At 64.3% G+C, this 22,742-nt stretch carries 27 protein-coding genes and 2 pseudogenes; 16 read left to right on the forward strand and 13 right to left on the reverse strand.

The features are described 5' to 3' along the window. The first annotated feature begins 99 nt into the window (after positions 1 to 99). Positions 100 to 309 carry a hypothetical protein gene (locus I6F38_RS34635; protein WP_016847629.1) on the forward strand — a complete coding sequence of 70 codons (210 nt, stop codon included), beginning with the start codon at positions 100 to 102 and terminating at the stop codon, positions 307 to 309. 125 nt (positions 310 to 434) lie between these two features. Here the strand turns inward: I6F38_RS34635 and I6F38_RS34640 are convergent, their stop codons facing one another. Next, on the reverse strand, positions 435 to 1,001 hold the full coding sequence (locus I6F38_RS34640; protein WP_225163584.1) for a hypothetical protein: 567 nt from the start codon (positions 999 to 1,001) through the stop codon (positions 435 to 437). Positions 1,002 to 1,159: 158 nt separating this feature from the next. Here I6F38_RS34640 and I6F38_RS34645 point away from each other — a divergent pair, with 158 nt between their 5' ends. Next, positions 1,160 to 1,453: a DUF1330 domain-containing protein gene (locus tag I6F38_RS34645; protein ID WP_225163585.1), complete on the forward strand. Its 294-nt coding sequence runs from the start codon at positions 1,160 to 1,162 to the stop codon at positions 1,451 to 1,453. Positions 1,454 to 1,528: 75 nt separating this feature from the next. Here I6F38_RS34645 and I6F38_RS34650 read toward each other — a convergent pair whose 3' ends face one another. Beyond that, positions 1,529 to 1,852, reverse strand: a complete 324-nt coding sequence (locus tag I6F38_RS34650) for a hypothetical protein (protein ID WP_225163586.1) — start codon at positions 1,850 to 1,852, stop codon at positions 1,529 to 1,531. A 127-nt stretch (positions 1,853 to 1,979) separates the two neighbouring features. Further along, positions 1,980 to 2,213: a hypothetical protein gene (locus I6F38_RS34655; protein ID WP_016847632.1), complete on the reverse strand. Its 234-nt coding sequence runs from the start codon at positions 2,211 to 2,213 to the stop codon at positions 1,980 to 1,982. 220 nt (positions 2,214 to 2,433) lie between these two features. On the opposite strand from I6F38_RS34655, the gene I6F38_RS34660 reads away from it, so the two are divergent. After that, positions 2,434 to 2,772, forward strand: a complete 339-nt coding sequence (locus tag I6F38_RS34660; protein WP_225163587.1) for a hypothetical protein — start codon at positions 2,434 to 2,436, stop codon at positions 2,770 to 2,772. On the opposite strand, the gene I6F38_RS34665 is transcribed toward I6F38_RS34660, so the two are convergent. Then, positions 2,769 to 3,095 carry a hypothetical protein gene (locus tag I6F38_RS34665; protein WP_057020952.1) on the reverse strand — a complete coding sequence of 109 codons (327 nt, stop codon included), beginning with the start codon at positions 3,093 to 3,095 and terminating at the stop codon, positions 2,769 to 2,771. The genes I6F38_RS34660 and I6F38_RS34665 overlap by 4 nt on opposite strands. A gap of 115 nt (positions 3,096 to 3,210) precedes the next feature. Between I6F38_RS34665 and I6F38_RS34670 the strand changes: the two genes are divergently transcribed. The 3 genes from I6F38_RS34670 (at position 3,211) to I6F38_RS34680 (ending at position 5,181) form a co-directional block, all read left to right on the forward strand. Next, positions 3,211 to 3,609 (forward strand): metallopeptidase family protein, encoded by a 399-nt coding sequence (locus I6F38_RS34670; protein WP_016847635.1) that lies wholly within the window; start codon positions 3,211 to 3,213, stop codon positions 3,607 to 3,609. 87 nt (positions 3,610 to 3,696) lie between these two features. Next, positions 3,697 to 4,299, forward strand: coding sequence for a 3-isopropylmalate dehydratase small subunit (gene leuD / locus I6F38_RS34675; protein ID WP_057020954.1), 603 nt, complete (start codon positions 3,697 to 3,699; stop codon positions 4,297 to 4,299). Positions 4,300 to 4,392: 93 nt separating this feature from the next. Next, complete coding sequence (locus tag I6F38_RS34680; RefSeq protein WP_057020955.1) at positions 4,393 to 5,181, forward strand: hypothetical protein; 789 nt, start codon at positions 4,393 to 4,395, stop codon at positions 5,179 to 5,181. Positions 5,182 to 5,350: 169 nt separating this feature from the next. Here I6F38_RS34680 and I6F38_RS34685 read toward each other — a convergent pair. Next, positions 5,351 to 6,228: pseudogene (locus I6F38_RS34685) on the reverse strand (CoA ester lyase). Between the two features lie 144 nt (positions 6,229 to 6,372). Between I6F38_RS34685 and I6F38_RS34690 the strand changes: the two are divergent. Next, entirely contained in the window at positions 6,373 to 7,029 is a 657-nt protein-coding gene (locus I6F38_RS34690) for a carbonic anhydrase (RefSeq protein ID WP_225163588.1), read from the forward strand. A gap of 1 nt (position 7,030) precedes the next feature. On the opposite strand, the gene I6F38_RS34695 is transcribed toward I6F38_RS34690, so the two are convergent. Beyond that, a complete protein-coding gene (locus I6F38_RS34695) occupies positions 7,031 to 7,591 on the reverse strand; it encodes a TIGR00645 family protein (protein WP_225163589.1) in 561 nt (186 codons plus the stop codon). Positions 7,592 to 7,616: 25 nt separating this feature from the next. Beyond that, positions 7,617 to 8,651 (reverse strand): aspartate-semialdehyde dehydrogenase, encoded by a 1,035-nt coding sequence (locus tag I6F38_RS34700; RefSeq protein WP_225163590.1) that lies wholly within the window; start codon positions 8,649 to 8,651, stop codon positions 7,617 to 7,619. A gap of 116 nt (positions 8,652 to 8,767) precedes the next feature. Between I6F38_RS34700 and I6F38_RS34705 the strand changes: the two genes are divergently transcribed. Beyond that, the gene (locus tag I6F38_RS34705; protein ID WP_225163591.1) at positions 8,768 to 9,559 is read left to right on the forward strand and encodes a hypothetical protein; all 792 of its coding nucleotides are present in this window, start codon (positions 8,768 to 8,770) and stop codon (positions 9,557 to 9,559) included. 177 nt (positions 9,560 to 9,736) lie between these two features. Then, a complete protein-coding gene (locus tag I6F38_RS34710; RefSeq protein ID WP_028337879.1) occupies positions 9,737 to 10,141 on the forward strand; it encodes a hypothetical protein in 405 nt (134 codons plus the stop codon). 273 nt (positions 10,142 to 10,414) lie between these two features. Here the strand turns inward: I6F38_RS34710 and leuB are convergent, their stop codons facing one another. Beyond that, a complete protein-coding gene (gene leuB / locus I6F38_RS34715) occupies positions 10,415 to 11,527 on the reverse strand; it encodes a 3-isopropylmalate dehydrogenase (RefSeq protein WP_092086966.1) in 1,113 nt (370 codons plus the stop codon). Positions 11,528 to 11,790: 263 nt separating this feature from the next. Here leuB and I6F38_RS43815 point away from each other — a divergent pair, with 263 nt between their 5' ends. From I6F38_RS43815 to I6F38_RS34730, 3 genes are all read left to right on the forward strand, one after another. After that, complete coding sequence (locus tag I6F38_RS43815) at positions 11,791 to 12,372, forward strand: DMT family transporter (RefSeq protein ID WP_225163592.1); 582 nt, start codon at positions 11,791 to 11,793, stop codon at positions 12,370 to 12,372. Continuing rightward, positions 12,279 to 12,653 (forward strand): EamA family transporter, encoded by a 375-nt coding sequence (locus tag I6F38_RS34725; protein WP_225163593.1) that lies wholly within the window; start codon positions 12,279 to 12,281, stop codon positions 12,651 to 12,653. Before I6F38_RS43815 ends, I6F38_RS34725 begins: the two co-directional genes overlap by 94 nt. An 81-nt stretch (positions 12,654 to 12,734) precedes the next feature. After that, positions 12,735 to 13,943, forward strand: a complete 1,209-nt coding sequence (locus I6F38_RS34730; protein ID WP_225163594.1) for a YbfB/YjiJ family MFS transporter — start codon at positions 12,735 to 12,737, stop codon at positions 13,941 to 13,943. Positions 13,944 to 14,038: 95 nt separating this feature from the next. On the opposite strand, the gene I6F38_RS34735 is transcribed toward I6F38_RS34730, so the two are convergent. From I6F38_RS34735 to I6F38_RS34745, 3 genes are all read right to left on the reverse strand, one after another. Continuing rightward, positions 14,039 to 14,824, reverse strand: a complete 786-nt coding sequence (locus I6F38_RS34735) for a molybdopterin-binding protein (RefSeq protein ID WP_225163595.1) — start codon at positions 14,822 to 14,824, stop codon at positions 14,039 to 14,041. Positions 14,825 to 14,835: 11 nt separating this feature from the next. Then, on the reverse strand, positions 14,836 to 15,468 hold the full coding sequence (locus tag I6F38_RS34740) for a cytochrome b/b6 domain-containing protein (protein WP_225163596.1): 633 nt from the start codon (positions 15,466 to 15,468) through the stop codon (positions 14,836 to 14,838). A gap of 181 nt (positions 15,469 to 15,649) precedes the next feature. Beyond that, complete coding sequence (locus I6F38_RS34745; RefSeq protein WP_225163597.1) at positions 15,650 to 16,204, reverse strand: fasciclin domain-containing protein; 555 nt, start codon at positions 16,202 to 16,204, stop codon at positions 15,650 to 15,652. 326 nt (positions 16,205 to 16,530) lie between these two features. On the opposite strand from I6F38_RS34745, the gene I6F38_RS34750 reads away from it, so the two are divergent. Beyond that, positions 16,531 to 17,931 (forward strand): MFS transporter, encoded by a 1,401-nt coding sequence (locus I6F38_RS34750; RefSeq protein ID WP_225163598.1) that lies wholly within the window; start codon positions 16,531 to 16,533, stop codon positions 17,929 to 17,931. A gap of 258 nt (positions 17,932 to 18,189) precedes the next feature. Here I6F38_RS34750 and I6F38_RS34755 read toward each other — a convergent pair. Further along, a pseudogene (locus I6F38_RS34755) lies at positions 18,190 to 18,950 on the reverse strand (SDR family oxidoreductase). Between the two features lie 86 nt (positions 18,951 to 19,036). Between I6F38_RS34755 and I6F38_RS34760 the strand changes: the two are divergent. The 3 genes from I6F38_RS34760 (at position 19,037) to I6F38_RS34770 (ending at position 21,738) form a co-directional block, all read left to right on the forward strand. Next, positions 19,037 to 20,566: a malonyl-CoA synthase gene (locus I6F38_RS34760; protein ID WP_225163599.1), complete on the forward strand. Its 1,530-nt coding sequence runs from the start codon at positions 19,037 to 19,039 to the stop codon at positions 20,564 to 20,566. Positions 20,567 to 20,592: 26 nt separating this feature from the next. Then, positions 20,593 to 21,096, forward strand: a complete 504-nt coding sequence (locus I6F38_RS34765; RefSeq protein WP_225163600.1) for a DUF3658 domain-containing protein — start codon at positions 20,593 to 20,595, stop codon at positions 21,094 to 21,096. Positions 21,097 to 21,249: 153 nt separating this feature from the next. Then, positions 21,250 to 21,738 (forward strand): hypothetical protein, encoded by a 489-nt coding sequence (locus tag I6F38_RS34770; RefSeq protein ID WP_225163601.1) that lies wholly within the window; start codon positions 21,250 to 21,252, stop codon positions 21,736 to 21,738. 118 nt (positions 21,739 to 21,856) lie between these two features. Here the strand turns inward: I6F38_RS34770 and I6F38_RS34775 are convergent, their stop codons facing one another. Beyond that, positions 21,857 to 22,717 (reverse strand): sulfite exporter TauE/SafE family protein, encoded by an 861-nt coding sequence (locus tag I6F38_RS34775; RefSeq protein WP_225163607.1) that lies wholly within the window; start codon positions 22,715 to 22,717, stop codon positions 21,857 to 21,859. Positions 22,718 to 22,742 lie beyond the last annotated feature (25 nt).

Genomic DNA, 22,742 nt, shown 5'->3' on the forward strand with positions numbered 1-22,742 from the left:
GCTTCGTCTCAAGCTCGAGCCGTTTCGGAAACGGCTCGTTAACGGGGCGTACGCACACTGCCTCCTTGCGAAAACAAGCCTTCGCAAGGAGCGCGTGCCGTGGCCGATAAACCCGAATTCGTCGACATGATCAGCGACGCGACGCGCCAAAAGCGCCGTCGTGCCGTGGCGCGCATCATCGATCCGCTTCCCGAGGTGAAGGAAACCTCGCGCCTCAGCCACTGGCCGCCGGAGCGCTGGACGCAATGGCGGATGGAAAACCTGACGCCGTGGAAGATAAAGTCCTGGAAGCTGAAGAACTGGGACTAACGCCCCTTTCTTGACGCGTTTTCTTCACGCGAAACGGCGCCCGCTTCGTTCGAACACGCTCCAGCGCGCGAAGAGAGGGACCCAACAAGACGGGCGCCGTGAGGCGCCCGCTGTTATTTCAAACTTTACCAATAGACCCGGTACGGCCGCCAGTAGTGGCGATGGTGCCACCACGGCCGGCAGATCCGGCGCGGACCGTAATAGGTCCAGACCACCCGGCAACGGCGGTGATGATAGTAGGCCGGGTAATAGTAGGACGATCCGTAGAAGAAGCGCCGGTGATGGAAGTGCCGGCGGTAATAGGGCCGATAGCCGTAGCGGTAACCGCCGCCGTAGAAGCGGTGGTAGCCACCATAATGGCGATGGAAGCCGCCATAGCGATAGCCGCCATGGAACGCCGGCGCGGCGCGGAAGCCGCCACCACGGAAGCCGCGGCCGTGAAATCCGCCGCCGTGGAATCCACCACCGCGGAAGCCGCCACCATGAAAACCTCCGCCGCCGTGGCCGTCACCGCCGTGCCGGACCTGGGTCGTCATGGCATCGGCCGCAGACCTTGCCGCGGGCGCGGCGGCCGGGCTCGCCAGCGACAGCGCTTCGGTGCGCTGCTGCGAGGCAACCGACAATGCGAAGACAGCGGCCGCCGCAACGCCGAGACGGCGCACCAATCCGCGCCGCAAATAGCTCTCCCTCATCTCTGAACCTCCCTGACAACGGCAACGAGCACCAGGCTGCATGGCAGCCGGTTTCATTGCGTTCATTGCAGTCGCTCCCGGCATGACGCTAGAAATCGTTGAGTGAATGCGCCATGAACGCGCAAAACGCTGCGGCGAAACGTCCGGGAGAAACGTCAGTGACTGTCTATGTGATCGTGCAACTCAAGATGACCGATCGCGCCGCCTATGATCGGTATCAGGCGCGCTTCTTCGACGTATTCAGGAAGTTCAACGGACGCCTGCTGTCGGCCGACGAACAGCCCGCGGTGATCGAGGGCAGCTGGGATCGCGACAAGCTGGTGCTGATGTCATTCCCTGACGAAGCCGCATTCCGTGCCTGGTCGGAGTCGCCCGAATATGTCGAGATCTCCAGGGATCGCAAGGCGGGTGCGCAGGGCATTGTGCTGCTGGCGAAGGGCTTCGCGCCCTGAGACGGATGGAGCAGCTCCGATCGGAGCTGCTCTCTTGTTGCACGGCTGATGTCGCGCACGGCGCGACTGCGTGCATCACCAGAACGGGCCGAACCCGAAGCCGAAGGTGAATGGCGCCGGCGCAGCATAGGGGTACGGCCGATAGTAATAAGGCCGCCCGTAATAATAGGAGCCGTACGGCCGATAATAGGAATAGGGCCGGTAGTACGGCCGGTAATGGGGACGGTAGCCGTGGTGATAGTGGCGACGATGGTAGTGGTGATGATGGCGTTGCGCGCTGATATCAGTCGCCTTGCCTGCTTGCTGCTGCGGCGTGGCTGATGCCGCGGCGGTTGCCGATGCCGGCGCCGTCAACGCGAATGCACACGCGACAGCCGCGACACCGATCCATCTCATCATGATCAACTCCTGCAGATTGCGATGGATATCATCTCGCGTGGGCGAATCTGCCGGTTTGATGGCTGAGAACGACAACAGGCCCGCTGCTCACGGGCCTGTGTCTCAACTGCGCTAATACGCCGCGCGATCAACGGCGCCAGTGGCGACGATGCCCCCAGCCGCGGTGATGTCCGCGATGCCAGCCACGATGCCAGCCGCGCCCGCCCCAGCGTACCTGCGTGGTCGTCTGGTTCGCATTGTCCTGAACCGTAGCGGCTGTGCCCGGCGTGGCGAGCGACATCGCGCTTGCACGCTCGGCCGGCGCCGCCAACACCAACACGGCACCGACAGCCGCGAGCCCCAGAACCTTCATCGCCTTCATGAATTGTCTCCTTGATCCCTTGATGTCACGTCTTGCAACGACGACTCGAACTTCTGCTTGACGCGCTTTCCTCACGCGAACCGGTGTCCGTCCCGCATCACGTGCGGGACAGGCTCCGCTGGAAAACGCTTCAGCTTTCGAATCGACGCCGTTGCCGCGACGCAGATCGCTAGCAGAATGCGGACGACGTGAATGGGAAGTGAATGACTGCGCCACGAACATGAATGCTGCCGGCGCAATCAGGTTCCAGCACTGCGCGCGATTTTTCGCGTTCGTGTGCAAACGACATAGACGATGGTCGTATCTCGCCTTCCGTTTGTTGCAGGAGATTGCCGTGACACGAACAAGCCCACGCAGATCGATGCTTCGAACAGCCCTCGCGCTCTGCGGTTCCATCATGCTCGGCGATGTCGCGCTCGCCTCGCAAGGACCGGGCGACGACATCGGCACCGCAAGCCATCGCACGCGGATGCTGATGGCGGCGGCGGTCTATGGGGCGACAGGATTGATTGCGGCTGTTGCGATGATCGGCGCGGCGCGCCGACATACGCGTAACTAGCCCGGCCGCCAGAAGCAGTTCATGCGCGGCGTGATCACGGTACCGCTCGGCCGGTGCTCCTGCACATAGGTCGCGGTGCAGTCGCGCACGGCGTTCGGACCGGGGTTGTAGCGCGGGATGACATCGGGTTCCCAATGATCGGGCCGGGACCGGTAGATCGGCACGCGCTTCAGCCGGCGGCGCTCGACGACGCGCGTGCGCGCGACCGGTGCCGCCTCGCCGACGCGCGCCTCAGCCGCCGCGCTCTGTGCCTGCGCCTTTGTCGCCGGGAGCGAGAGCCCGACTGCTACAGCCAACAGCGCTGTCGCCACGATCCGTTTCATTACGCCCACCCAAGCTCGATTCTTGAGCCCCATTCGTGGGCGGCACGGTCTCCCATTGCGCCGCCAAGGTCAACTGCGCTGGCGCCGCCGATAGCACTCGCGCTAAAGGAGTGTCATGTGGACCACAGAAAAAGCCCCCTCGCTGGCCGAGATGGAGGCCATGGCGCACGAGGTTTTCGAGCGCCTGCCCAAGACGTTCCGGGCCCTCTGCGAGGGCCTGATCATCCGCGTCGACGACTTTCCGACCGACGAGGTGCTCGACGAGATGCAGGCCGAGAGCGAGTTCGACCTGCTCGGCCTGTTTCAGGGCATCGGCCTACCGCAGCAGAGCCATAGCGACGTGGCCCGGCTGCCCAACCTGGTCTGGCTGTACCGCCGGCCGATCCTGGACTACTGGGCCGAGCACGACGAGACCCTCGGCCACATCGTTCGCCACGTGCTGATCCATGAGATCGGGCACCATTTCGGCCTCTCCGACGCCGATATGGAGGCGATTGAGGCCGATGCGGGCTAGCCCTGCAGAAATGGCCCTTTTACCGCTGTCACATTCGCGATAAACATCCGGCCGATATCCGCTATTTTTTGCCCGGGAAGAGCACCGATGGACAAGTTCACCACGCTGGAAGGCGTCGCGGCGCCGCTGAAGATCATCAATGTCGACACCGACATGATCATTCCGAAGCAGTACCTCAAGACCATCAAGCGCACCGGCCTTGGCAAGGGGCTTTTCTCCGAGCAGCGCTACAAGGATGACGGCAGCGAGAACCCGGATTTCGTCCTCAACCAGCCCGCCTATCGCAACGCGAAGGTGCTGGTCGCCGGCGACAATTTCGGCTGCGGCTCGAGCCGCGAGCACGCGCCCTGGGCACTGCTCGACTTCGGCATCCGCTGCGTGATCTCGACCTCGTTTGGCGACATCTTCTACAACAACTGCTTCAAGAACGGCATCCTGCCGATCCGCGTGTCGCAGGAGGACCTCGACAAGCTGTTCGACGACGCCGAGCGCGGCGCCAACGCGACGCTGACCATCGACCTCCCCAACCAGGAGATCCGCGGTCCCGACGGCGGCAAGGTCAAGTTCGAGATCGACCCGTTCCGCAAGCACTGCCTGATCAACGGCCTCGACGACATCGGCCTGACGATGGAAAAGAAATCGTCGATCGACAGCTACGAGACCAAGCTCAAGGAACGCGCCTGGGCTTGAGGCTCAGCCCATCATCGTGCCCCGGTGCCGTCAGGCGCCGGGGCTTTTCTTTGCCGAATTCGCTCGCCGCAAACCCGCTGATAGCTGACGCGCATGCTGCCTGACATCGTCACCTTCTGGCACGGCTCGATGGACGCGCTGCGCCAGACCTGCCTGCGCTCGCAGGCGGCGGCGGGGCACAAGGTCACCGTCTACAGCTTCGATCCGATTCCCGGCCTGCCCGACGGTATCGGCAATGCCGAGGCCGAAGCCGTGCTGCCGCATTCGTTCGCGGAGAAGCTGCGCCCGGCGGAGCCCGACGGCTCGTGGCGCGACTGGACCATGCTGCAGTTCAGCGACTTCTTCCGCATGCGGCTGATGGCGCGGCGCGCCGGCCTCTGGCTCGACGCCGACGTGCTGCTGCTGAAGGGCGTCGAGCTCGATCCGGCCAAGCCCTATTTTGCCTGGGAGCGGCCGCGGCAGCTCGGCAACTCCGTGCTGTATCTGCCGCCCGACGATCCGATCGTGCGCGCCTTCGAGGCGCTGATGCAGCAGGACGAGTTGATCCCGGACTGGCTGGCGCTGCGCCACCGCCTGACCTTTGCGATGCGCCGGCTGCGCGGCAAATCCAACCGCCTCGCCGACATCCGTGTCGCGATCTACGGCCCGGCGGCGCTCACCGCGCTGGCGCGCCGCGCAGGCGAATTGCAGCACGCGCTGCCGAAGCGATCATTCTACGCCGTGCATGCCGAGCCGAAGCTGTTCTTCGAGCCGTCGGATTTTTCGCGCTACCTGAACGATCCCGGAATCATCGGCCTGCACATCTCGCCGAAAGGACGCGGCAAGGAGGCGCCGATCCCGGGCAGCCTCTACGCGTGGGCGGCGGAGAGGTTTGGAGCGTAACGCAAACACCGCTGCACCCTCTCCCCTTGTGGGAGAGGGTGGCTTCGCGAAGCGAAGCCGGGTGAGGGGTTCTCTCCCCACGGGAGAATCTCGGAAGCGGAGACAACCCCTCATCCGGCGCTTCGCGCCACCTTCTCCCACAGGGGGAGAAGGAAGACGCTTCGCTGGGCTAATGCCCCATCGCGGCGATCGCATCGGCGATCGCGATCGTGCGCCTGGCCATCTCGGCGTGCAGGCGCTCGACCATGCGGCCGTCGAGCTGGATCGCGCCGCGCGAGGCGTTCTCCGGTTTCTCGAAGGCGGCGATGATCTTGCGCGCCTCGGCGACCTCGGCCTCGGGCGGCGTGAAGATCGCGTTGCAGGCATCGATGTGGCTCGGATGGATCAGCGTCTTGCCGTCGAAGCCGAGATCCCGGCCCTGCGCGCATTCCTCGGCGAAGCCGTCGACATTACTGATGTCGCTGTAGGGCCCGTCGAGGATCTCGAGCCCGTGCGCGCGGTCGCCAGGATGCAATGCGTGATCATCGGGATCATCGCCGCGCGGCCCGGCTTCATCCGGATCCGGGTTTCGCGCGCAATGTCGTTCGGCCCGAACACGAAGCCGGCGAGCCGGGTTTCGGAATCCTTCGATGCCGCGGCCAGCTTGTCGGCGTCGAGCACCGCGCGCGCGGTCTCGATCATCGCCCAGACCCGGATCGAGGCCGGCGCACTGATGTCGCTAAGGCGATCGGCGACGGCGTTGAGATCGTCGACGGTCGAGATCTTGGGAACCAGGATCCCGTCCGGCTGCGCCTTGCCGGCCATGCCGATGTCGTCGACCCACCAGGGCGTGTCGAGCGCGTTGATGCGGATCAGCACCTCGCGCTTGCCAAAGCCCTTGGCCGCGACCGCCGTGGCGATCTGCTCGCGGGCTGTGGCCTTGGCGTCGGGGGCGACCGAATCCTCAAGGTCGAGGATAATGCCGTCCGCCGGCAGCGTCCGGGCCTTTTCCAGCGCACGTGCATTCGATCCCGGCATGAACAACAGGCTGCGGCGCGGACGGGTCATCGACATTCTCCTGGGGGGCTCGGGCTCCGCCGGTGTCCATTGTTTGGACATCGGGCGGGAACCGTTCTTCAACGCTGCCGTATCATCTCAGGCCGCACGCCGAAAGTCTTGTTCCCGTTACCCGCATGTGGTTAGCCAGAGGCCATGAAATTCTTTCCGAAGCAATTGATCGACGGCTACCGGACGTTCGCGACCCAGCGGCTGCCGACCGAGCAGTCGCGCTACCGGGACCTGTCGGAGCGCGGCCAGTTTCCCGAGACCATGGTGATCGGCTGCTGCGACTCCCGCGTCTCGCCGGAGGTGATCTTCGACGCCGGCCCCGGCGAGTTGTTCGTGGTCCGCAACATCGCCAATTTGGTTCCGGTCTATCAGCCCGACAGCAACGCCCACGGCGTCTCGGCCGCGCTGGAATATGCCGTGACCGTTTTGAAGGTGAAGAATATCGTGGTGCTGGGCCACGCGCAGTGCGGCGGCATCCGCGCCTTCGTCGACAAGATCAAGCCGCTCACGCCCGGCGACTTCATCGGCAAATGGATGCAGATGTTCATCAAGCCCGGCGAGGTCGTCGAACAACGCGAGCATGAGACGATGCAGGACTTCGTCGTCCGCATCGAGAAGGCCGCGGTGTTCCGCTCGCTGGAAAACCTGATGACCTTCCCGTTCGTGCGCGAGCGTGTGGAGAGCGGCGAGATGCAGCTGCACGGCGCCTATTTCGGCGTCGCCGAGGGCTCGCTGTTCGTGCTCGACCGGGTCGCGAAGGAATTCATCAGCGTCCGCGACGAGCTGAAATCAGACCAGTAATCTACTCGTTGCCGTGATGGCCGCTGCCCCAGCGGTCGGAGATCGCGAGCATGAAGGACGACACCACGAATACCAGGTGCACGCCGACCAGCCAGGCGAGCTTGCTGGGGTCGAACGCGGTATCGAGGTTCATGAACGCCTTCAGCACCTGAATCGCCGAGATCGCGACGATCGACGCCAGCAGCTTTTGCTTCAGGCCGCCGAAATCGACCTTGGTCATCCAGTCCGGCCAATCCGGGTGCCCTTCCGGATCGATCTTCGAGACGAAATTCTCGTAACCGGAAAACACCACGATCAGGATCAGATTGCCGGTCAGCGAGATGTCGATCAGGGCGAGCACGCCGAGGATGATGTCGGATTCCTTGGCATCCGGCACATGCAGGATGAAGTGCCACAGCTCCATGCAGAACTTGAGCAGCAATGCCGCGAGGCTGATGACGAGGCCGAAATAGAACGGCGCCATCAGCCAGCGGCTGTTGAAGAGCAGGCTTTCGAAGCTTCTTTCGACGCGCTTCAGCGTCGGATTGGGCCGGTAGGTCGCCGGTTCTTCCGCTTCGGCCATGGCACGCGCTTCCCGATTTCCGCTGCTAGGCCGCCTTCTGCTTCGGGGCGATCAGCTTGCGGTTGATCAGGACCTCGGCGATCTGCACGGCATTCAGCGCCGCGCCCTTGCGCAGATTGTCCGACACGCACCAGAACGACAGGCCGTTCTCCACCGTGGCGTCCTCGCGGATGCGGCTGATATAGGTCGCGTCCTCGCCGGCGGCCTCATAGGGCGTGACGTAGCCGCCCGGCTCGTGCTTGTCGATCACGAGGCAGCCCGGCGCATTGCGCAGGATGTTGCGCGCCTCGTCCGCCGTGATCGGATTGGCGAACTCGACGTTGACGGCTTCGGAGTGGCTGACGAACACCGGCACGCGCACGCAGGTCGCGGTCAGCTTGATCTTGGGATCAAGGATCTTCTTGGTCTCCACCATCATCTTCCACTCTTCCTTGGTGAAGCCGTCTTCCATGAAGACGTCGATCTGCGGAATGATGTTGAAGGCGATGCGCTTCGGAAACTTCTTATTGACCAGCTCGTCATTGGTGTAGACGGCCTTGGTCTGCGAGAACAATTCGTCCATCGCGTCCTTGCCGGCGCCCGACACCGATTGATAGGTCGAGACCACGACGCGCGTGATCGTCGCCTTGTCGTGCAGCGGCTTCAGCGCGACCACGAGCTGCGCCGTCGAGCAGTTCGGGTTGGCGATGATGTTCTTCTTGGTGAAGCCGGCGGCCGCATCCGCGTTGACCTCCGGCACGATCAGCGGCACGTCAGGGTCCATGCGCCAGGCCGAGGAGTTGTCGATCACGACCGCGCCGGCGGCGCCGATCTTGGGCGACCATTCCTTGGAGACCGAGCCGCCGGCCGACATCAGGCAGATGTCGATGTCGGAGAAGTCATAGTGCTCGAGCGCCTTCACCTTCAGCGTACGGTCGCCATAGGAGACCTCGATGCCGACGCTGCGGCGCGAGGCCAGCACGACGACCTCGTCGGCGGGGAATTTGCGCTCGTCGAGAATGTTGAGCATTTCGCGCCCGACATTGCCGGTCGCTCCGACCACCGCGACTTTGTAACCCATCGTTCACTCTCCGACGAAAAATGCCCGTTCCCCCGCCAGCTGCGGAAAGGGAAGAGGCAGCGCTTCTATGCGAGAAACCCCGTCAAGACAACGTTGCGTAGCTTTTGAGCGTTTTGATGCGTTTATTTCGGGCCGTTCCGGCCGCGCCCCATCATACGAGAAATCCGTCAGCGCTGACGAGCTTCGTCGACGAGGTGTACGCCACGCTCTCCCGGCTGTTCGCCTATGTCGCCGTGCTCGCGCTGTTCGTCGTCCTCGGCAACTATCTATGGAAGCAGCTGCCCGACGCAACGGCGATGGCGGCTCCTGCCGCCGCGAGCTGGAGCCCCGGCCGCCCGGCGCCGGCGTTTGCCGTGAGCCGGCTCGATCTGCGAGAAAAAACAGAGACTTATGAAATCTTCCGGCACCCCGAGGGTGGCCGCAAGGACGTCTTCCGCTGGGCTGATGCCAACGGTGCACCGGTCGCCGAGCTGGAAATCTACCGCCCCGGCGGCGAGGCCATGGGCCCTGCGGTCACCGAGATTGCCGGGCGGCTCGAGCCGAGCGGCGTCCGCGAGCTCGAGGCGGCCGGCATCGTCGACAGCAAGTTCGGCGGCGTCACCTTGCTGCGCCCGGCGCGGCAGGACGGCGACCGCGCCTGCCTCGGCTTCCTCAAGCAGGCCGACGCGCCTGACCTCCGGATCTCCGGCTGGACCTGCCAGGGCACCAGTCTGCCGGCCCGGCGCGCCGCGATCGTCTGCATGCTGAACCGCCTGACTCTGCTGGCCGCGGGCAACGATCCGCGGCTCGCCGATCTGTTCGCGCATGCCAAGCTCAAGCGCACCGACTGCGTTACCTCCGGCGCGCCGGCCCTGTCGGCCGACTGGGTCATGGGCAGCGAGAACCCGCGCCTGCGCGGCGCCCTTTGATGGCGAGACCGTGGCAAGGCACTGGTTTTCATGAAACTTTTGCGCTTGGACACGCATTATCTCGGCCGGTGTGGCGCAATTGACCTAGTGACGGCCTCCCCACCATGGCTACAATGTGTTCCGAGTGATTTTGGCGGACGCGCCAGCCCCCAACGGGGCCGTAATGACGAGGATGCGATGACCTTGAAATTCCCTGCCGCGAACAAGCTCGTGGTGTTGCTTGCCGCGGCTGCCGTCACCGCAACCGCGTTCGGCATGACCGCGGCCAGCGCGCAGAGCCCGGCCAAGCGCAAGCAGCAGGAGCAGTATGACCGCGACGGCCGCCGCTATTACGGTGCGCAGGGTCCGAACCGCGTCTATCAGCAGGGTCCGCGCACCCGCGTTTACGTCACCACGCGCTCGTGGCTCGACGCCGGCACCGAAGTGCTGCCGGGCGACCGCAAGTTTAACGACTACGCGTATCCGCCGGAGATCGGCTACCCCACGTTCGCACGCGAGAACAACAATCGCCCGATCGATCGTCAGCCGCTCAGCCCGCCGGCCGATCTCGGTGGCTATCCGCGGAATTTCCCGCTGTATTGAGAATTTCGGCGAGCAGCCGATACGAAAATGCCCGGCTTCGGCCGGGCATTTTTATTTGGATCAAAGTGTAGGGTGGGCGCGCTTTCGCTTTGCCCAGCTTACTGATGTTCAACGTCCTGCGTCGTCCCGGCGAAGGCCGGGACCCATAACCACTGCTGTTGGTTATGAGCTCGTCTGCCAGTCGCTTCAGATTGAGAAGCCGCGGCGTATGGGTCCCGGCCTTCGCCGGGACGACACCATTGTTCGTTGCCGCATTGTCGTTGCCGCGAGCCGTTACGCGTGCAGCTTCTGCAATTCCTTCAGGATCGCCTCGCCCATCTGGCTCGTGCTGGCCGGCGTGGTGCCTTCCGACTTGATGTCGGCGGTGCGCAGGCCGCTGGCGAGCACGGCCGCGATCGCGGCATCGACCTTGTCGGCGAGTTCGCCCATGTCGAAGGAATAGCGCAGCGCCATGCCGAACGACGAGATCATCGCGATCGGATTGGCGAGGCCTCGGCCTGCGATATCGGGCGCCGAGCCGTGCACCGGCTCGAACAGCGAGCGCCGCTTCTTCGTCTTCGAATCGACTTCGCCGAGCGAGGCCGACGGCAGCATGCCGAGCGAGCCGGTCAGCATCGCCGCGATGTCCGACAGCATGTCGCCGAACAGATTGTCGGTCACGATGACGTCGAACTGCTTCGGCGCCTTGACGAGGTTCATACCGCCGGAATCGGCGAGCTGGTGCTCGAGCGTGACGTCCTTGTATTCGCGCGCATGGACCTGGGTCATGACCTCGTTCCAGAGCACGCCCGACTTCATGACATTGCGCTTCTCCATCGACGTCACCTTGTTGCGGCGCTTGCGCGCCAGGTCGAAGGCGACGCGGCCGATGCGCTCGATCTCGTAGGTGTCGTAGACCTGGGTGTCGACCGCGCGCTTCTGGCCGTTGCCGAGATCGGTGATGGTCTTCGGTTCGCCGAAATAGACGCCGCCGGTGAGCTCGCGGACGATCATGATGTCGAGCCCCTCGACCACGTCGCGCTTCAGGCTCGAGGCCTCGGCGAGCGCCGGGTAGCACACCGCCGGGCGCAGATTGGCGAACAGGCCGAGATCCTTGCGCAGCCGCAGCAGGCCGGCCTCGGGACGCACCTCATAGGGCACGCTGTCCCACTTCGGGCCGCCGACCGCGCCGAAGATCACGGCGTCCGCCGCCGTCGCCTTGGCCATGTCGCCCTCGGAGATCGACACCTTGTGGGCGTCATAGGCGGAACCGCCGACCAGGCCCTGCTCGGTCTCGAACTTCGCGATGCCCTGCGCATTCAGCCAGTCGATCAGGCGCTGCACCTCGGCCATCACTTCGGGGCCGATGCCGTCGCCGGGGAGAAGCAGCAGTTTATGGGTCGCCATGGTGTTACCTCGAGCTAATCGTTGTTGTCGTTGCCGGGCAAGAGCGCGAAGCGCGTCCTCGCACAGATGACCCGGCAATCCATCCCGCTTCGAAAGGCCTTTGAAGATGGATGGATGCCCGGGTCGAGCCCGGGCATGACGAGCGGGGGGAAATCCGGCCGGAGTGCTAAAACGCCGGAGCCGGATTGGCAAGGCACCCTGGATCGGCCCAGAATGGTCCCAACGGGCAACCCGCGCCTTCAGAAGCCAACAAGACGGACCTCATGACCGCAGCCATCGTCTACGCCTTCGCCTCGGCCATTTTCCTCGGCGCCGGGGTGGTGCTGGCGCAGCTTGGCCTGCGCACCGTCGAGCCGCTGTCGGGCGCCGCGATCAGCGTGCCCACTTTCACCCTGCTGTTCCTGGTGCTGTCGCCGCTGATCCTGCATGGCGAGCCGGTGGTCTGGCGTGCGCTGCCGATCTTCATGGCGATCGGGCTGTTCTTCCCGGCCTCGCTGACGCTCCTGACCTTTGCGTCAAACCGGGCGCTGGGACCGGTCATCACCTCGACGCTCGGCAATCTGGCACCGCTGTTTGCGGTCACCGCCGCCGTGGTGCTGCTGCACGAGCCCTTGCTGCCGCAGCAGCTCATCGGCCTCGTCGTCGCGGTCGCGGGCGCCGCCATCATCACCGTGACGAGGCCGCACGACCTCGGCCATTGGCGCAGCTGGGCCCTGCTGCTGCCGCTTACCAGCGCGCTGGTGCGGGCATCGTGCCGCCGATCGCCAAGCTCGGCCTTGCGATCTGGCCGAGCCCGCTATGGGCCTGCCTGGTCGGCTACGTCATGTCCTCGCTGGTGGTGCTGACCGTGCAACGGGTCCGCAAGGGCAGCTTCATGGTGCAGGCGCCGCGCGAGGGCCGGTTCTGGTTCGCGCTGACCGGGATCAGCAACGGGCTCAGCGCGCTCAGCCTGTTCGCCGCGGTCCGCAACGGCCCGATCACGCTGGTGGCGCCGCTCGCCGCGATCTACCCGCTGGTCACCGTGGCGATGAGCGCGGTGGTGCTCAAGCATGTCGAGATCACCGCGCGGATCGTCGGCGGAACCCTGCTGACCGTGATCGGCGTCGCGCTGGTCCTGATTGCCTGATACGCAAGACAGTGTTGCGGGCATCGGCGCTGGGCAGCGCCGCCGCGGCCTGTCACAATGGCCGCATTGCCGGAGTGAATTGTGAGAGCCCCCGCCCCGTCCTACCCGCATCCCGCGCGGCTGATCCTTATTCTGTCGCTCGCACCGACGGTCGGTCTCGGCATCGGCCGGTTTGCCTATTCGCTGGTGCTGCCCGACATGCGCGACTCGCTGGCCTGGTCCTATTCGGCAGCCGGCTTCATGAACACGATCAATGCCGCCGGCTATCTGGTCGGCGCACTGCTCGCCTCACGCCTGATTGAACGCTTCGGACTTGCCGCGTCGGTGCGCTGGTCGACGCTGGCCTGCGCGCTGTCGCTGGCGCTTTGCGCCCTCTCGGGCAATTTCGTGGTGCTGAGCTTTGCCCGCCTGCTGGTCGGCTTCGCCGCCGCGATCGGCTTTGTCGGCGGCGGCGCGCTTGCGGCAACCATCGCGCAATCGCGACCCGAACGCGCGAACTTCCTGCTCAGCCTGTTCTATGCCGGGCCGGGCGTCGGCATCTTGGCATCCGGATTGATCGCGCCCTTCGTGCTGCAGGGCTTCGGCGCCGGCTCGTGGTGGATCGTGTGGTGGGCGATGACGCTGCTTTCCGCGATCATGACCGTGCCGCTGATGCTGGCGCCGCTCCACGCCAATGCCGCCGCCGGCGGCATCGTGCGGACCCAATTCGCTGTCATGCCGGTCCTGATCTACCTCGCCGCCTATTTCCTGTTCGGTGCCGGCTACATCGCCTACATGACCTTCATGATCGCCTATGTCCGCGACGGCGGCGGCGGCGCGGCTGCACAGAGCGCGTTCTGGAGCCTGATCGGCGTCAGCGCATTCGTGACGCCCTGGGTCTGGGGGCACGTGCTGGCGCTCGACCGCGGCGGGCTCGCCACCACCATCATCCTCGGCGTCAACGCGCTCGGCGCCAGCCTGCCGATCTTCGGGCATTCGCCGCTGCTGCTGGCGATCTCGGCGCTGGTGTTCGGCGTCGCCTTCTTCGCCGTGGTCGGCTCGACCACCGCCTTCGTGCGTTTCAACTACCCGCCGCAATCCTGGCCGACCGCAATCGCGGCGATGACCATCGCCTTCGGCATCGGCCAGACGCTCGGACCGATCGTGGTCGGCGCCATCACCGACGCGGTCGGCAGCCTGTCATTTGCGTTGAACGTCTCGGCCGCGATGCTCGCGCTCGGCGCGCTGCTGTCGGCCTTTCAAAGGAAGGTCCCCTCCCGGCGTCGTCCCGGCGAAGGCCGGGACCCATAACCACAAGCGGTTGCGATGGAGGGGAGCGTCTCCCGGCCTGCCTATTCCCTCAGCCGCGGAGTATGGGTCCCGGCTTTCGCCGGGACGACAGCGAGTCAGCTCCCGCTGAACGAATTGTAGCCCTGGTCTTCCCAGTAGCCGCCCTTGTAGTCGTTGGTGACTTCCATCGAGAGCACGTATTTCGGGTTCTTGAAGCCGAGCTTGGTCGGCACCCGGATCTTCATCGGGAAACCGTAGGCGCGCGGCAGGATCTCGTCGGCGAATTTGAACGTCATCTGGGTCTGCGGATGCAGCGCCGAGCGCATGTCGAGCGGCGAGTTGTAGCCGTCCTTGTCGGCGCACTGGAACCAGACATATTTGGCACGCGTGTCGGCGCCGACCAGCTTGAGGAAATCGCGCAAGGGCGTACCGGTCCAGCTGCCGATCGCGCTCCAGCCTTCGACGCAGATATGCCGCGTCACCTGCTTGACCTGCGGCAGCTTGTACAATTCGTCGAGCGTCCACGATTTCTTGTTGTCGACCAGCCCGCGCACCTCGAGCTTCCAGTCCGCTGCCGCAATCTCAGGCGCGTCGTCGAGATCGTAATAGGCGTTGAACGGGAACGGCTTGGTGATCATGCTCTCGGGGAAGGTCGGCGCCAGCGCATCCGGATTGAACATCCAGGCCTGCACCGCATCGTTGAACTTCGAGACCTGCTTCAGCATTTCCTCGGCCGACGACGAATCGACCACGTCGCAGCCGGTCAATAACGTCAGCGCGCCGAGGCTGGTGCCCGCCGTGATGAAGCGGCGGCGCGTCAGCTCCGGCATCGTCTTCACCGCATCGCGCACGAGCAGCTTCTTGTCGACACCGGGAATCAGGAGCTTGCGGAGACGACCCATGACTACCTCCCTCAGCGTCCGATGATCATGGCGCGCAGGCTCTTCGGCACCAGCAGGGCGAGCGCGACATGGATCACCAGGAAGGCGACGATCAGCGCCATGCAGGTGAAGTGAACGTAGCGGGCGAAATCGTAGCCGCCGAACAGCGACACCAGCCAGTGCAGCTGCACCGGCTTCCACATCGACAGGCCGGACAGCACGATGACGACGCCGACCACGATGATGCCGGCATAGAGCAGTTTCTGCACCGAATTGTATTTGCTGAGATCGTCATGCGACAGCTTGAAGGTCAGCGCCGCCTTGGTGTCGGCAATCACGCCGCCGGGGGTGATCGGCAGCAGCTTCTTGCGGAAGCGGCCGGTGGCGAAACCCAGCGCCAGATAGACCAGGCCGTTGACCATCAACAGCCACATCGCGGCGAAATGCCAGAGCAGCGCACCGCCGAGCCAGCCGCCGAGCGTGATGCTCCGCGAGAAAGTGAAGCCAAACAGCGGCGAGGCGTTGTAGATTTGCCAGCCGGACATGATCATCAGGATCATCGCGAAGGCGTTGATCCAGTGCACCATGCGCACCCAGACCGGCTGGATCGCCTTCGCGGGCGCCGCGGTCTCTGCCTGGTGGTCGCTGACGGCAAGGCTCGTCATGGGATATCTCTGCTCGTGGTCGTTACCGGGTTATACGCCCGGAACCGGCGGTCCGTTACGGGGTCGCGCATCATCAGTTTGATATAGGCTGCTTCATATGGTCACAAAAATGCGAGCCGGGGCGAGGCGCCGGCTCGCTATGTCGCGGGTCCTTTGAGGGACTAAAGCAGGCCGTCAGGTGTTACGTCGCCGGCATCAGCACGGTATCGACCACATGGATGACGCCGTTCGACTGGTTGACGTTGGAAATCGTCACCATCGACGTGCCGCCCTTGGCATCGACGATCCAGACCTTGCCGTCCTGCTTCTTGACGGTCAGCTCCTCGCCTTCGGCGGTCTTCAGCTTCTTGCCGTCGGTGAGATCGGAGGCCTCGAGCTTGCCCGGCACCACATGGTAGGTGAGGATCTTGGTCAGAGTCGCCTTGTTCTCGGGCTTGACGAGGGTGTCGACGGTTCCGGCCGGCAGCTTGCCGAACGCGGCATTGGTCGGCGCGAACACCGTGAACGGGCCCTTGCCTTCCAGCGTGCCGACCAGGCCCGCGGCCTTCACCGCGGCGACGAGCGTGGTGTGATCCTTCGAATTGACGGCGTTCTGCACGATGTTCTTCGACGGGAACATCGCGGCGCCGCCGACCATCACGGTCTTTTCCTCGGCACGGACCGGCGCCACGACAGTGGCGGTGATCGCAAGCGCGCTGAAGGTGGCGGCGGCGAGATAGGCAATACGCTTCGACATGGTTTCATCTCCCGATGAGTAGGCCGACCGGCGAGGCTTCGCCGGCGTTGAAGGGGCAACAACGGCGCGTGCTGGTTGATGTGTGCGTCGTCGTTGGCCGAGCTACGGCAGGTTTTCCCGACGGTTTCCGGAAATAATTCTTTGTGATTGTTGAAACCGGCCGGCGCGCGCTGCGTACACGCGACACCTCGCGCAGCCCGCCAGGCATTCCATTCAGCGGAATGGACGCGTGCGCTGCCGCGAGCAATTTGCTTGCCGCCACTAGCCGATTGGTTCAGCTTGAGGTTGCGGCACGGCTTCGCAGAAAGCGGCCGCGGGGAGGCATCATGAGCAGCATCACGGCTGACGGCCACGCCGCACCTGCGGTGAACGATGCAGGCATCGACATCGGTCCGCTCGAGCAGAAGCACCTGCAATACGCCAACTACCGCGCGGTTGCGGACACAACCGAGATCACGAAAACGCATTGGCACATCGCCACCGCCAACGCACTCGGCTGGGGCTTTGACGGCATGGACGGCGTGATCTTCGCGCTGATCTCGCCGATGGTGATCAAGGAATTTTCGCTGAGCCTGCCGGAGTACCGCTCCGGCATGCAGATCGCGCTGTTCGTCGGCATCGCGGGGCTTTACTTCTGGCCATGGCTCGCCGACCGCTACGGTCGCCGCACGCTGCTCGCCGTCAATATCGCGCTGTTCTCGCTCCTGATGCCGGTCGCGGCGATGTCGCCGACCTTCGCGGTGTTCGTGATCGCGCGCTCGCTATTGTTCTTCGCGCTCAACGGCGAATGGTCGCTGGGCTCGATGCTGGTCGCGGAGACCTGGCCGGCCCGGCTGCGCGGCCGCGTCATCAGCATCACCCGCTCGGCCTGGTGCCTCGGCGCCACGCTCGCCGGCGCAATCACCGGGCTCGTGGCTGCCAATTTCGGCTGGCGCATCGCAGTGATGGTGCCCGGCGTGATCGCGCTGCTTGCGATCTATATCCGCTCCACCTGCCCGGAATCGCCCTATTGGGTGCGCGCGCAGGACCGCAAGCGGCGCATCTCGGAGACGCTGGCGCGCGGCGGCACGGTCAGCGCCGAGGACAGCGCCTGGTTCGGCAAGGCCAAGTCGGTCGGCATCCGCCAGGTGTTCATGCCCGACGTGCTGCCCGCCACGCTTGTCGCGCTGTTCGTCGCCTGCGCCTCGACCTGCATCTACGGCACGGTCGGCGCCTGGATGCCGCTGTATCTATCGACCGAGAAGCACTGGTCGACCACCGAGTACAGCCTGTTCTACGTGTTCTACGGGCTCTGCGGCTTCCTTGGACTGTGCTTGGTGGGCTGGCTGATCGACAAGATCGGCCGCCGCCGCACTTTCATCATCACCCTGATCGAGGGTGCGATCTTCATGACGCTCTGGGTCTATTCCGAGGACCGTGTGCTGCTCTGGGCGTTCGGGCTCGCCTGGTGTCTCGGCTTCCTCGGCTTCTGGGGGCCGAGCACAACGCTGACCGCGGAGATCTTCCCGACCCGCATCCGCGGCGCCGCCAACGGCGTGGTCTGGGCGATCGCCTATTTCGTCGGCTTCGTGCTGTTCCCGTTCGTCTCGATCGCACTCCAGCAGCACACCGGCTCATTCGCGCTGTCGTTCCTGTGTATCCCGGTGCTGATGATCGCGATGGCGATCGGCGTGTTCCTGTTCGTGCCGGAGCATACCGGGAAGGAATTGAACGAGATCATCGAGTGAGTCGCGCGGGACTCCGTCGTTTGTAGCCCGGATCAAGCGCAGCGAAATCCGTGACCAGCCTCTCCGCGGGAAGACCGCCCCGGATTACGCTTCGCTCCATCCGGGCTACGGAGTCCAACCTCCCCTTGAAAAGGGGAGGTCGCTTTGCTCGCAGAGCAAGGCGGGTGGGGATCAGCGCTCTCCGCATACAGCATAGCCTGCGGCTGACCCCCATCCCGGCCTTCCCCCTTTCAGGGGGAAGGAGAAGACGGTCCTCATCTAATCCCGGTTCGCCGGCGTCTGGATGAAGCCGCGGTTGTGGGTCGGGCTGATCAGGATCTCGTTCATGCAGACCCGTGCCGGCATGCTGGCGACGAAGGCGATGGTGCGGCCGCAATCCTCCGGCTGCAGCATCTTGGCCTGCTCGGCTTCGCTCGGCACCACCGGCCGTTGCTTCAGGATCGGGGTCGCGACCTCGCCCGGCGACAGGCAGCAAGCGCGCAGGCCGTTGACGCATTCGTCCATGTTGAAGGAATGGGTCAGCGCCAGCACCGCGTGCTTGGTCGTGGTGTAGGCCGGACCCGGCATCTTCGAGACGTGGCGGCCGGCCCAGGAGGCGACATTGATGATGCAGCCGTCCTTCTGCTTGCGCATCGTCGGCAGCACCGCGCGCATGCAGTAGAGCACGCCGTTGAGGTTGATCTCGACGAGCTTGTCCCAGCCTTCCAGTTCCAGTCGGCCCAGCTGCGCTTCGGCACGTTGATGCCGGCGCTGTTGACCAGGAGGTCGATGCGGCCGTGCTTGGCGACGATCGTCTCGGCGGCCTTGTTGACATCGGTCTTGTTGCTGACATCGAGCGGGATCGCCTCGGCCTTGCCGCCCTTTTTCGTGATGTTGGCCACCACGCGGTCGAGCTCTTCCCTGCGGCGGCCGGAGATCACCACCGTCCAGCCGTCCGCAGCCAGGAATTCCGCCCCGGATTCGCCGATTCCAGTGCCGCCGCCGGTGACCCAGGCCACGCGTTTCCCATTATTTGTCATGCAAACTGTCTCCGTTGCTTTCTGAAGGGCGTTTTTGCTAATCCAGCCGAAATCTTCTGGCCCTTCGCCCCTCGGGGAATCTTTGCATGAACACGACCACCAACGCCAATCTGTTTTCCCGCCTGTTCGACGGCCTCGACGACCCCGGCCGGCTCGCGATCGAGCAGCTCGACGGCAGCCGCATCTCCTATGGCGATCTGATCGCGCGCGCAGGCCAGATGGCGAACGTGCTGGTTGAGCGCGGCGTCAAGCCGGGCGACCGCGTCGCGGCGCAGACCGAGAAGTCGGTTTCGGCCCTGGTGCTGTATCTCGCCACCGTGCGCGCCGGCGGCGTCTACCTGCCGCTGAACACCGCCTATACGCTGAACGAGCTCGAATACTTCATCACCGATGCCGAGCCGGCGCTGGTGGTCTGCGATCCTTCCAAGCAGGACGGCATCAAGGCGATCGCAGCCAAGGTGGGCGCCAAGGTCGAGACGCTCGGTGCCAGCGGCAAGGGTTCGCTGACCGAGGCCGCCGACAAGGCGGCGACGGAATTCGCCACCGTGCCGCGCGGTAATAACGATCTCGCCGCGATCCTCTACACGTCGGGCACCACCGGCCGCTCCAAGGGCGCGATGCTCTCGCACGACAATCTGGCGTCGAACTCGTATTCGCTGGTCGACTACTGGCGCTTCACGGACAAGGACGTGCTGATCCACGCGCTGCCGATCTATCACACCCACGGCCTGTTCGTGGCGAGCAACGTGACGCTGTTCGCGCGCGCCTCGATGATCTTCCTGCCGAAGTTCGATCCGGACGTGATCATCAAGCTGATGTCGCGCGCCACCGTGATGATGGGCGTGCCGACCTTCTATACCCGCCTGCTGCAGAACCCCAGCCTGAACAAGGACGCGACCAGGCACATGCGGCTGTTCATCTCGGGCTCGGCGCCGCTGCTCGCCGACACCCATCGCGAATGGTCTGATCGCACCGGCCACGCCGTGCTCGAGCGCTACGGCATGACCGAGACCAACATGAACACGAGCAACCCCTATGACGGCGATCGCGTGCCCGGCGCAGTCGGCTTCGCGCTGCCCGGCGTTTCGGTGCGGGTCACCGATCCCGAGACCGGCAAGGAGCTCGCGCGCGAGACCATCGGCGTGATCGAGGTGAAGGGCCCGAACGTGTTCCAGGGCTACTGGCGGATGCCGGAGAAGACCAAGGCCGAATTCCGTGGCGACGGCTTCTTCATCACCGGCGATCTCGGCAAGATCGACGACAAGGGTTATGTCCACATCCTCGGGCGCGGCAAGGATCTCGTGATCTCGGGCGGCTTCAATGTCTACCCGAAGGAGATCGAGAGCGAGATCGACGCCATGCCCGGGGTGATCGAATCAGCCGTGATCGGCGTGCCGCATGCCGATTTCGGCGAAGGCGTCACCGCCGTCCTGGTGTGCAGCAAGGGCGCCGATGTCAGCGAGGCGTCAGTGCTGAAGGCGCTCGACGGACGACTGGCGAAGTTCAAGATGCCGAAGCGCGTCTTCGTCGTCGACGAACTGCCGCGCAACGCAATGGGCAAGGTGCAGAAGAACATTCTGCGGGATACCTACAAGGATATTTACGCGAAGGGGTAAGGGGGCGCGACAATCCGCGATAACCGATGAATCGCAAAGAGGCTATTCGGTTGAGTGACCACCTCATCGTCGCCAACGAGGCGATGATGAAAGCCCGAACGGCTATTGCAGAACTCGGAAAAGAGGAGCAGCTCGAATTTGACGGCCCGCTCTTCGAGCTTCTGATTGAGTTGCAATGGCAAGTGATGGTGCCGCTTTACGAAAAATTTCCCGACTTGCTGCCGTCCGCGCTTCTTGAGGAATTGCCTGTCCCCTCCCCCACCTCCGACGTGGCATGGAGCGACGTAAAATTGCCGCGCGGCGCGACCACAGCAGCGCTCGACGAATTCCTCATGTCGCTGCTTGAGCCATATTGGCAAAAGGCCGCGCTGGTTCTAGGCAAAGGCATCGTACGTTCCGACGAGCTGGGATTGCCGTTCAGCTATCGCATGATGGCAGCACGTTTGCGATACCTATGGGATACCGGTCGAATCGAAGGTGAGGGTGATCCCCGTTCACCGACCCACAGCCAAGTACGACTGACGGACTAACGCGTGGTTTTGTAGCCCGGACGGAGCGAAGCGAAATCCGGGACCACTCTATCAGCTGCGAGAACCTCGGATTGCGCTTCGCTCCATCCGGGCTACGCGCTGCGGAAAGAAGCGCGCAAGGATATTTACAGGACGCGGTGACGGGGACCCGGCATGGATCGAGAGCAGGCGGCCGAACTGAAAAGACGCCTACTGAACGTGGGCCGAGCACTCGATCGTACGGTCATGGCCATGGGGCAAATCGACGAGGCCGAGCGCGACGCCTTGTGGGAGCATCTCAAGGAACTCTACGAAATCGTCCACCGAAAGCTGTTGGTGGGCATCTATGCCCAGCATCCGGACCTAAAACCTCCACCGAGGCCCCCGCATCTCTTCAGCGAATTGACATGGAGCGAGGTACTTCTCCCGCCATCGGTGACCGAAGATCAACTGGACGAAGTCATCTTCTCGCTTTTGAAGTCCCGCTGGCGGAAAGTTGTGGCGTTCGTGACCGATGCGGAAAAGCGCTTCAAGGAACTCGGTTGGGCTATCACCTATGAGGCGACGGCGGCCCGATTGCAGGCGCTCTCTGATTTGGATCGTATCGAGAGCGCTGGCGATCTGCGATACTGGGGCAACAGCGAGGTCCGGTTGAAGGGCTGACTGCGGCTGTTGTCCGCTCGGTTCGTAGCCCGGATGGAGCGAAGCGAAATCCGGGAGCGGTCTATCACTGGCATGAACCCCGGATTACGCTTCGCTCCATCCGGGCTACGCGCTGCGGCTAATGTCCGCCGACGAGGCTGATCACGAACCGTCCGCCGACGATGAAGAGATAGGCCCCGAACGCCACCTCCAGCGCCCGCTTCGACAGCGCGTGCGCGACCTTGACGCCGAGCGGCGCGGTGACGAGCGTGGTCGGCATCACCAAGAGCGCGCCGATCAGCGAGACGTAACCGAGCGCGAACGGCAGTTGCAGCGCGGTGACGTCGGGGAAGCGCGCGGCGGCGGGCCAGCCGGCATAGACATAGCCCAGCGCGCCGGGGATCGAGATCAGCACCGCGAGCGCCGACGAGGTCGCGACCGCCTGATGGATCGGCCGGCCGTAGAAGGTCATCAGCAAATTGGCGAACAGGCCGCCGCCGATGCCCATCAGCGTCGACAACAGGCCGACGAAGAAGCCATAGACGCGCATCAAAAAGCCCTTCGGCACGTCGTCGCCGAACTTCCAGGTCTCGCGCGCCAGCAGCAGGCGCGCGGCCGCCGACCATGCCACCATCACGAACACGATCTTGAACAGCCGCTCCGGCGCGAAGCGCGCGGTGACGCTGCCGGCGGCGACGCCGATCACGATCGGCAGCCACCATCGCCTCAGGATCGCCATATCGACCGCGCCGCGGCGATAATGCGCGCGGAACGAGCTCAGCGAGGTCGGGATGATGATCGCGAGCGAGGTGCCGATACACAGCGGCATCCGCACCTCGAGCGGCACGCCGGCGAGGCGGAAGCATTCGTAGAACACCGGCACCAGAATCGCGCCGCCGCCGATGCCGAACAGCCCAGCAAGAAAGCCGGAAAGCGCGCCGACCGCGATCAGCAGCAGCGCAAGCTCGAGTAGCTCCTTGGGATCGAGGCCGGCCATCATGTCCTTCGCAGTATCGATGTAGGGC

Origin of the sequence: Bradyrhizobium sp. BRP56, assembly GCF_020194035.1 — a bacterium.
Classification (GTDB): Bacteria; Pseudomonadota; Alphaproteobacteria; order Rhizobiales; family Xanthobacteraceae; genus Bradyrhizobium; species Bradyrhizobium australafricanum.

Coding starts and splice junctions, on each gene's coding strand:
- I6F38_RS34690 (WP_225163588.1), top strand. CDS start 6,373: ATGAAATTCTTTCCGAAGCAATTGATCGACGGCTACCGGACGTTCGCG.
- leuB (WP_092086966.1), bottom strand. CDS start 11,527: ATGGCGACCCATAAACTGCTGCTTCTCCCCGGCGACGGCATCGGCCCC.
- I6F38_RS34735 (WP_225163595.1), bottom strand. CDS start 14,824: ATGGGTCGTCTCCGCAAGCTCCTGATTCCCGGTGTCGACAAGAAGCTG.
- I6F38_RS34660 (WP_225163587.1), top strand. CDS start 2,434: ATGAATGCTGCCGGCGCAATCAGGTTCCAGCACTGCGCGCGATTTTTC.
- I6F38_RS34760 (WP_225163599.1), top strand. CDS start 19,037: ATGAACACGACCACCAACGCCAATCTGTTTTCCCGCCTGTTCGACGGC.
- I6F38_RS34740 (WP_225163596.1), bottom strand. CDS start 15,468: ATGACGAGCCTTGCCGTCAGCGACCACCAGGCAGAGACCGCGGCGCCC.
- I6F38_RS34745 (WP_225163597.1), bottom strand. CDS start 16,204: ATGTCGAAGCGTATTGCCTATCTCGCCGCCGCCACCTTCAGCGCGCTT.
- I6F38_RS34695 (WP_225163589.1), bottom strand. CDS start 7,591: ATGGCCGAAGCGGAAGAACCGGCGACCTACCGGCCCAATCCGACGCTG.
- I6F38_RS34655 (WP_016847632.1), bottom strand. CDS start 2,213: ATGAAGGCGATGAAGGTTCTGGGGCTCGCGGCTGTCGGTGCCGTGTTG.
- leuD (WP_057020954.1), top strand. CDS start 3,697: ATGGACAAGTTCACCACGCTGGAAGGCGTCGCGGCGCCGCTGAAGATC.
- I6F38_RS34640 (WP_225163584.1), bottom strand. CDS start 1,001: ATGAGGGAGAGCTATTTGCGGCGCGGATTGGTGCGCCGTCTCGGCGTT.
- I6F38_RS34680 (WP_057020955.1), top strand. CDS start 4,393: ATGCTGCCTGACATCGTCACCTTCTGGCACGGCTCGATGGACGCGCTG.
- I6F38_RS34700 (WP_225163590.1), bottom strand. CDS start 8,651: ATGGGTTACAAAGTCGCGGTGGTCGGAGCGACCGGCAATGTCGGGCGC.
- I6F38_RS34670 (WP_016847635.1), top strand. CDS start 3,211: ATGTGGACCACAGAAAAAGCCCCCTCGCTGGCCGAGATGGAGGCCATG.
- I6F38_RS34770 (WP_225163601.1), top strand. CDS start 21,250: ATGGATCGAGAGCAGGCGGCCGAACTGAAAAGACGCCTACTGAACGTG.
- I6F38_RS34710 (WP_028337879.1), top strand. CDS start 9,737: ATGACCTTGAAATTCCCTGCCGCGAACAAGCTCGTGGTGTTGCTTGCC.
- I6F38_RS34750 (WP_225163598.1), top strand. CDS start 16,531: ATGAGCAGCATCACGGCTGACGGCCACGCCGCACCTGCGGTGAACGAT.
- I6F38_RS43815 (WP_225163592.1), top strand. CDS start 11,791: ATGACCGCAGCCATCGTCTACGCCTTCGCCTCGGCCATTTTCCTCGGC.
- I6F38_RS34775 (WP_225163607.1), bottom strand. CDS start 22,717: ATGATGGCCGGCCTCGATCCCAAGGAGCTACTCGAGCTTGCGCTGCTG.
- I6F38_RS34650 (WP_225163586.1), bottom strand. CDS start 1,852: ATGATGAGATGGATCGGTGTCGCGGCTGTCGCGTGTGCATTCGCGTTG.
- I6F38_RS34765 (WP_225163600.1), top strand. CDS start 20,593: ATGAATCGCAAAGAGGCTATTCGGTTGAGTGACCACCTCATCGTCGCC.
- I6F38_RS34705 (WP_225163591.1), top strand. CDS start 8,768: ATGCGTTTATTTCGGGCCGTTCCGGCCGCGCCCCATCATACGAGAAAT.
- I6F38_RS34665 (WP_057020952.1), bottom strand. CDS start 3,095: ATGAAACGGATCGTGGCGACAGCGCTGTTGGCTGTAGCAGTCGGGCTC.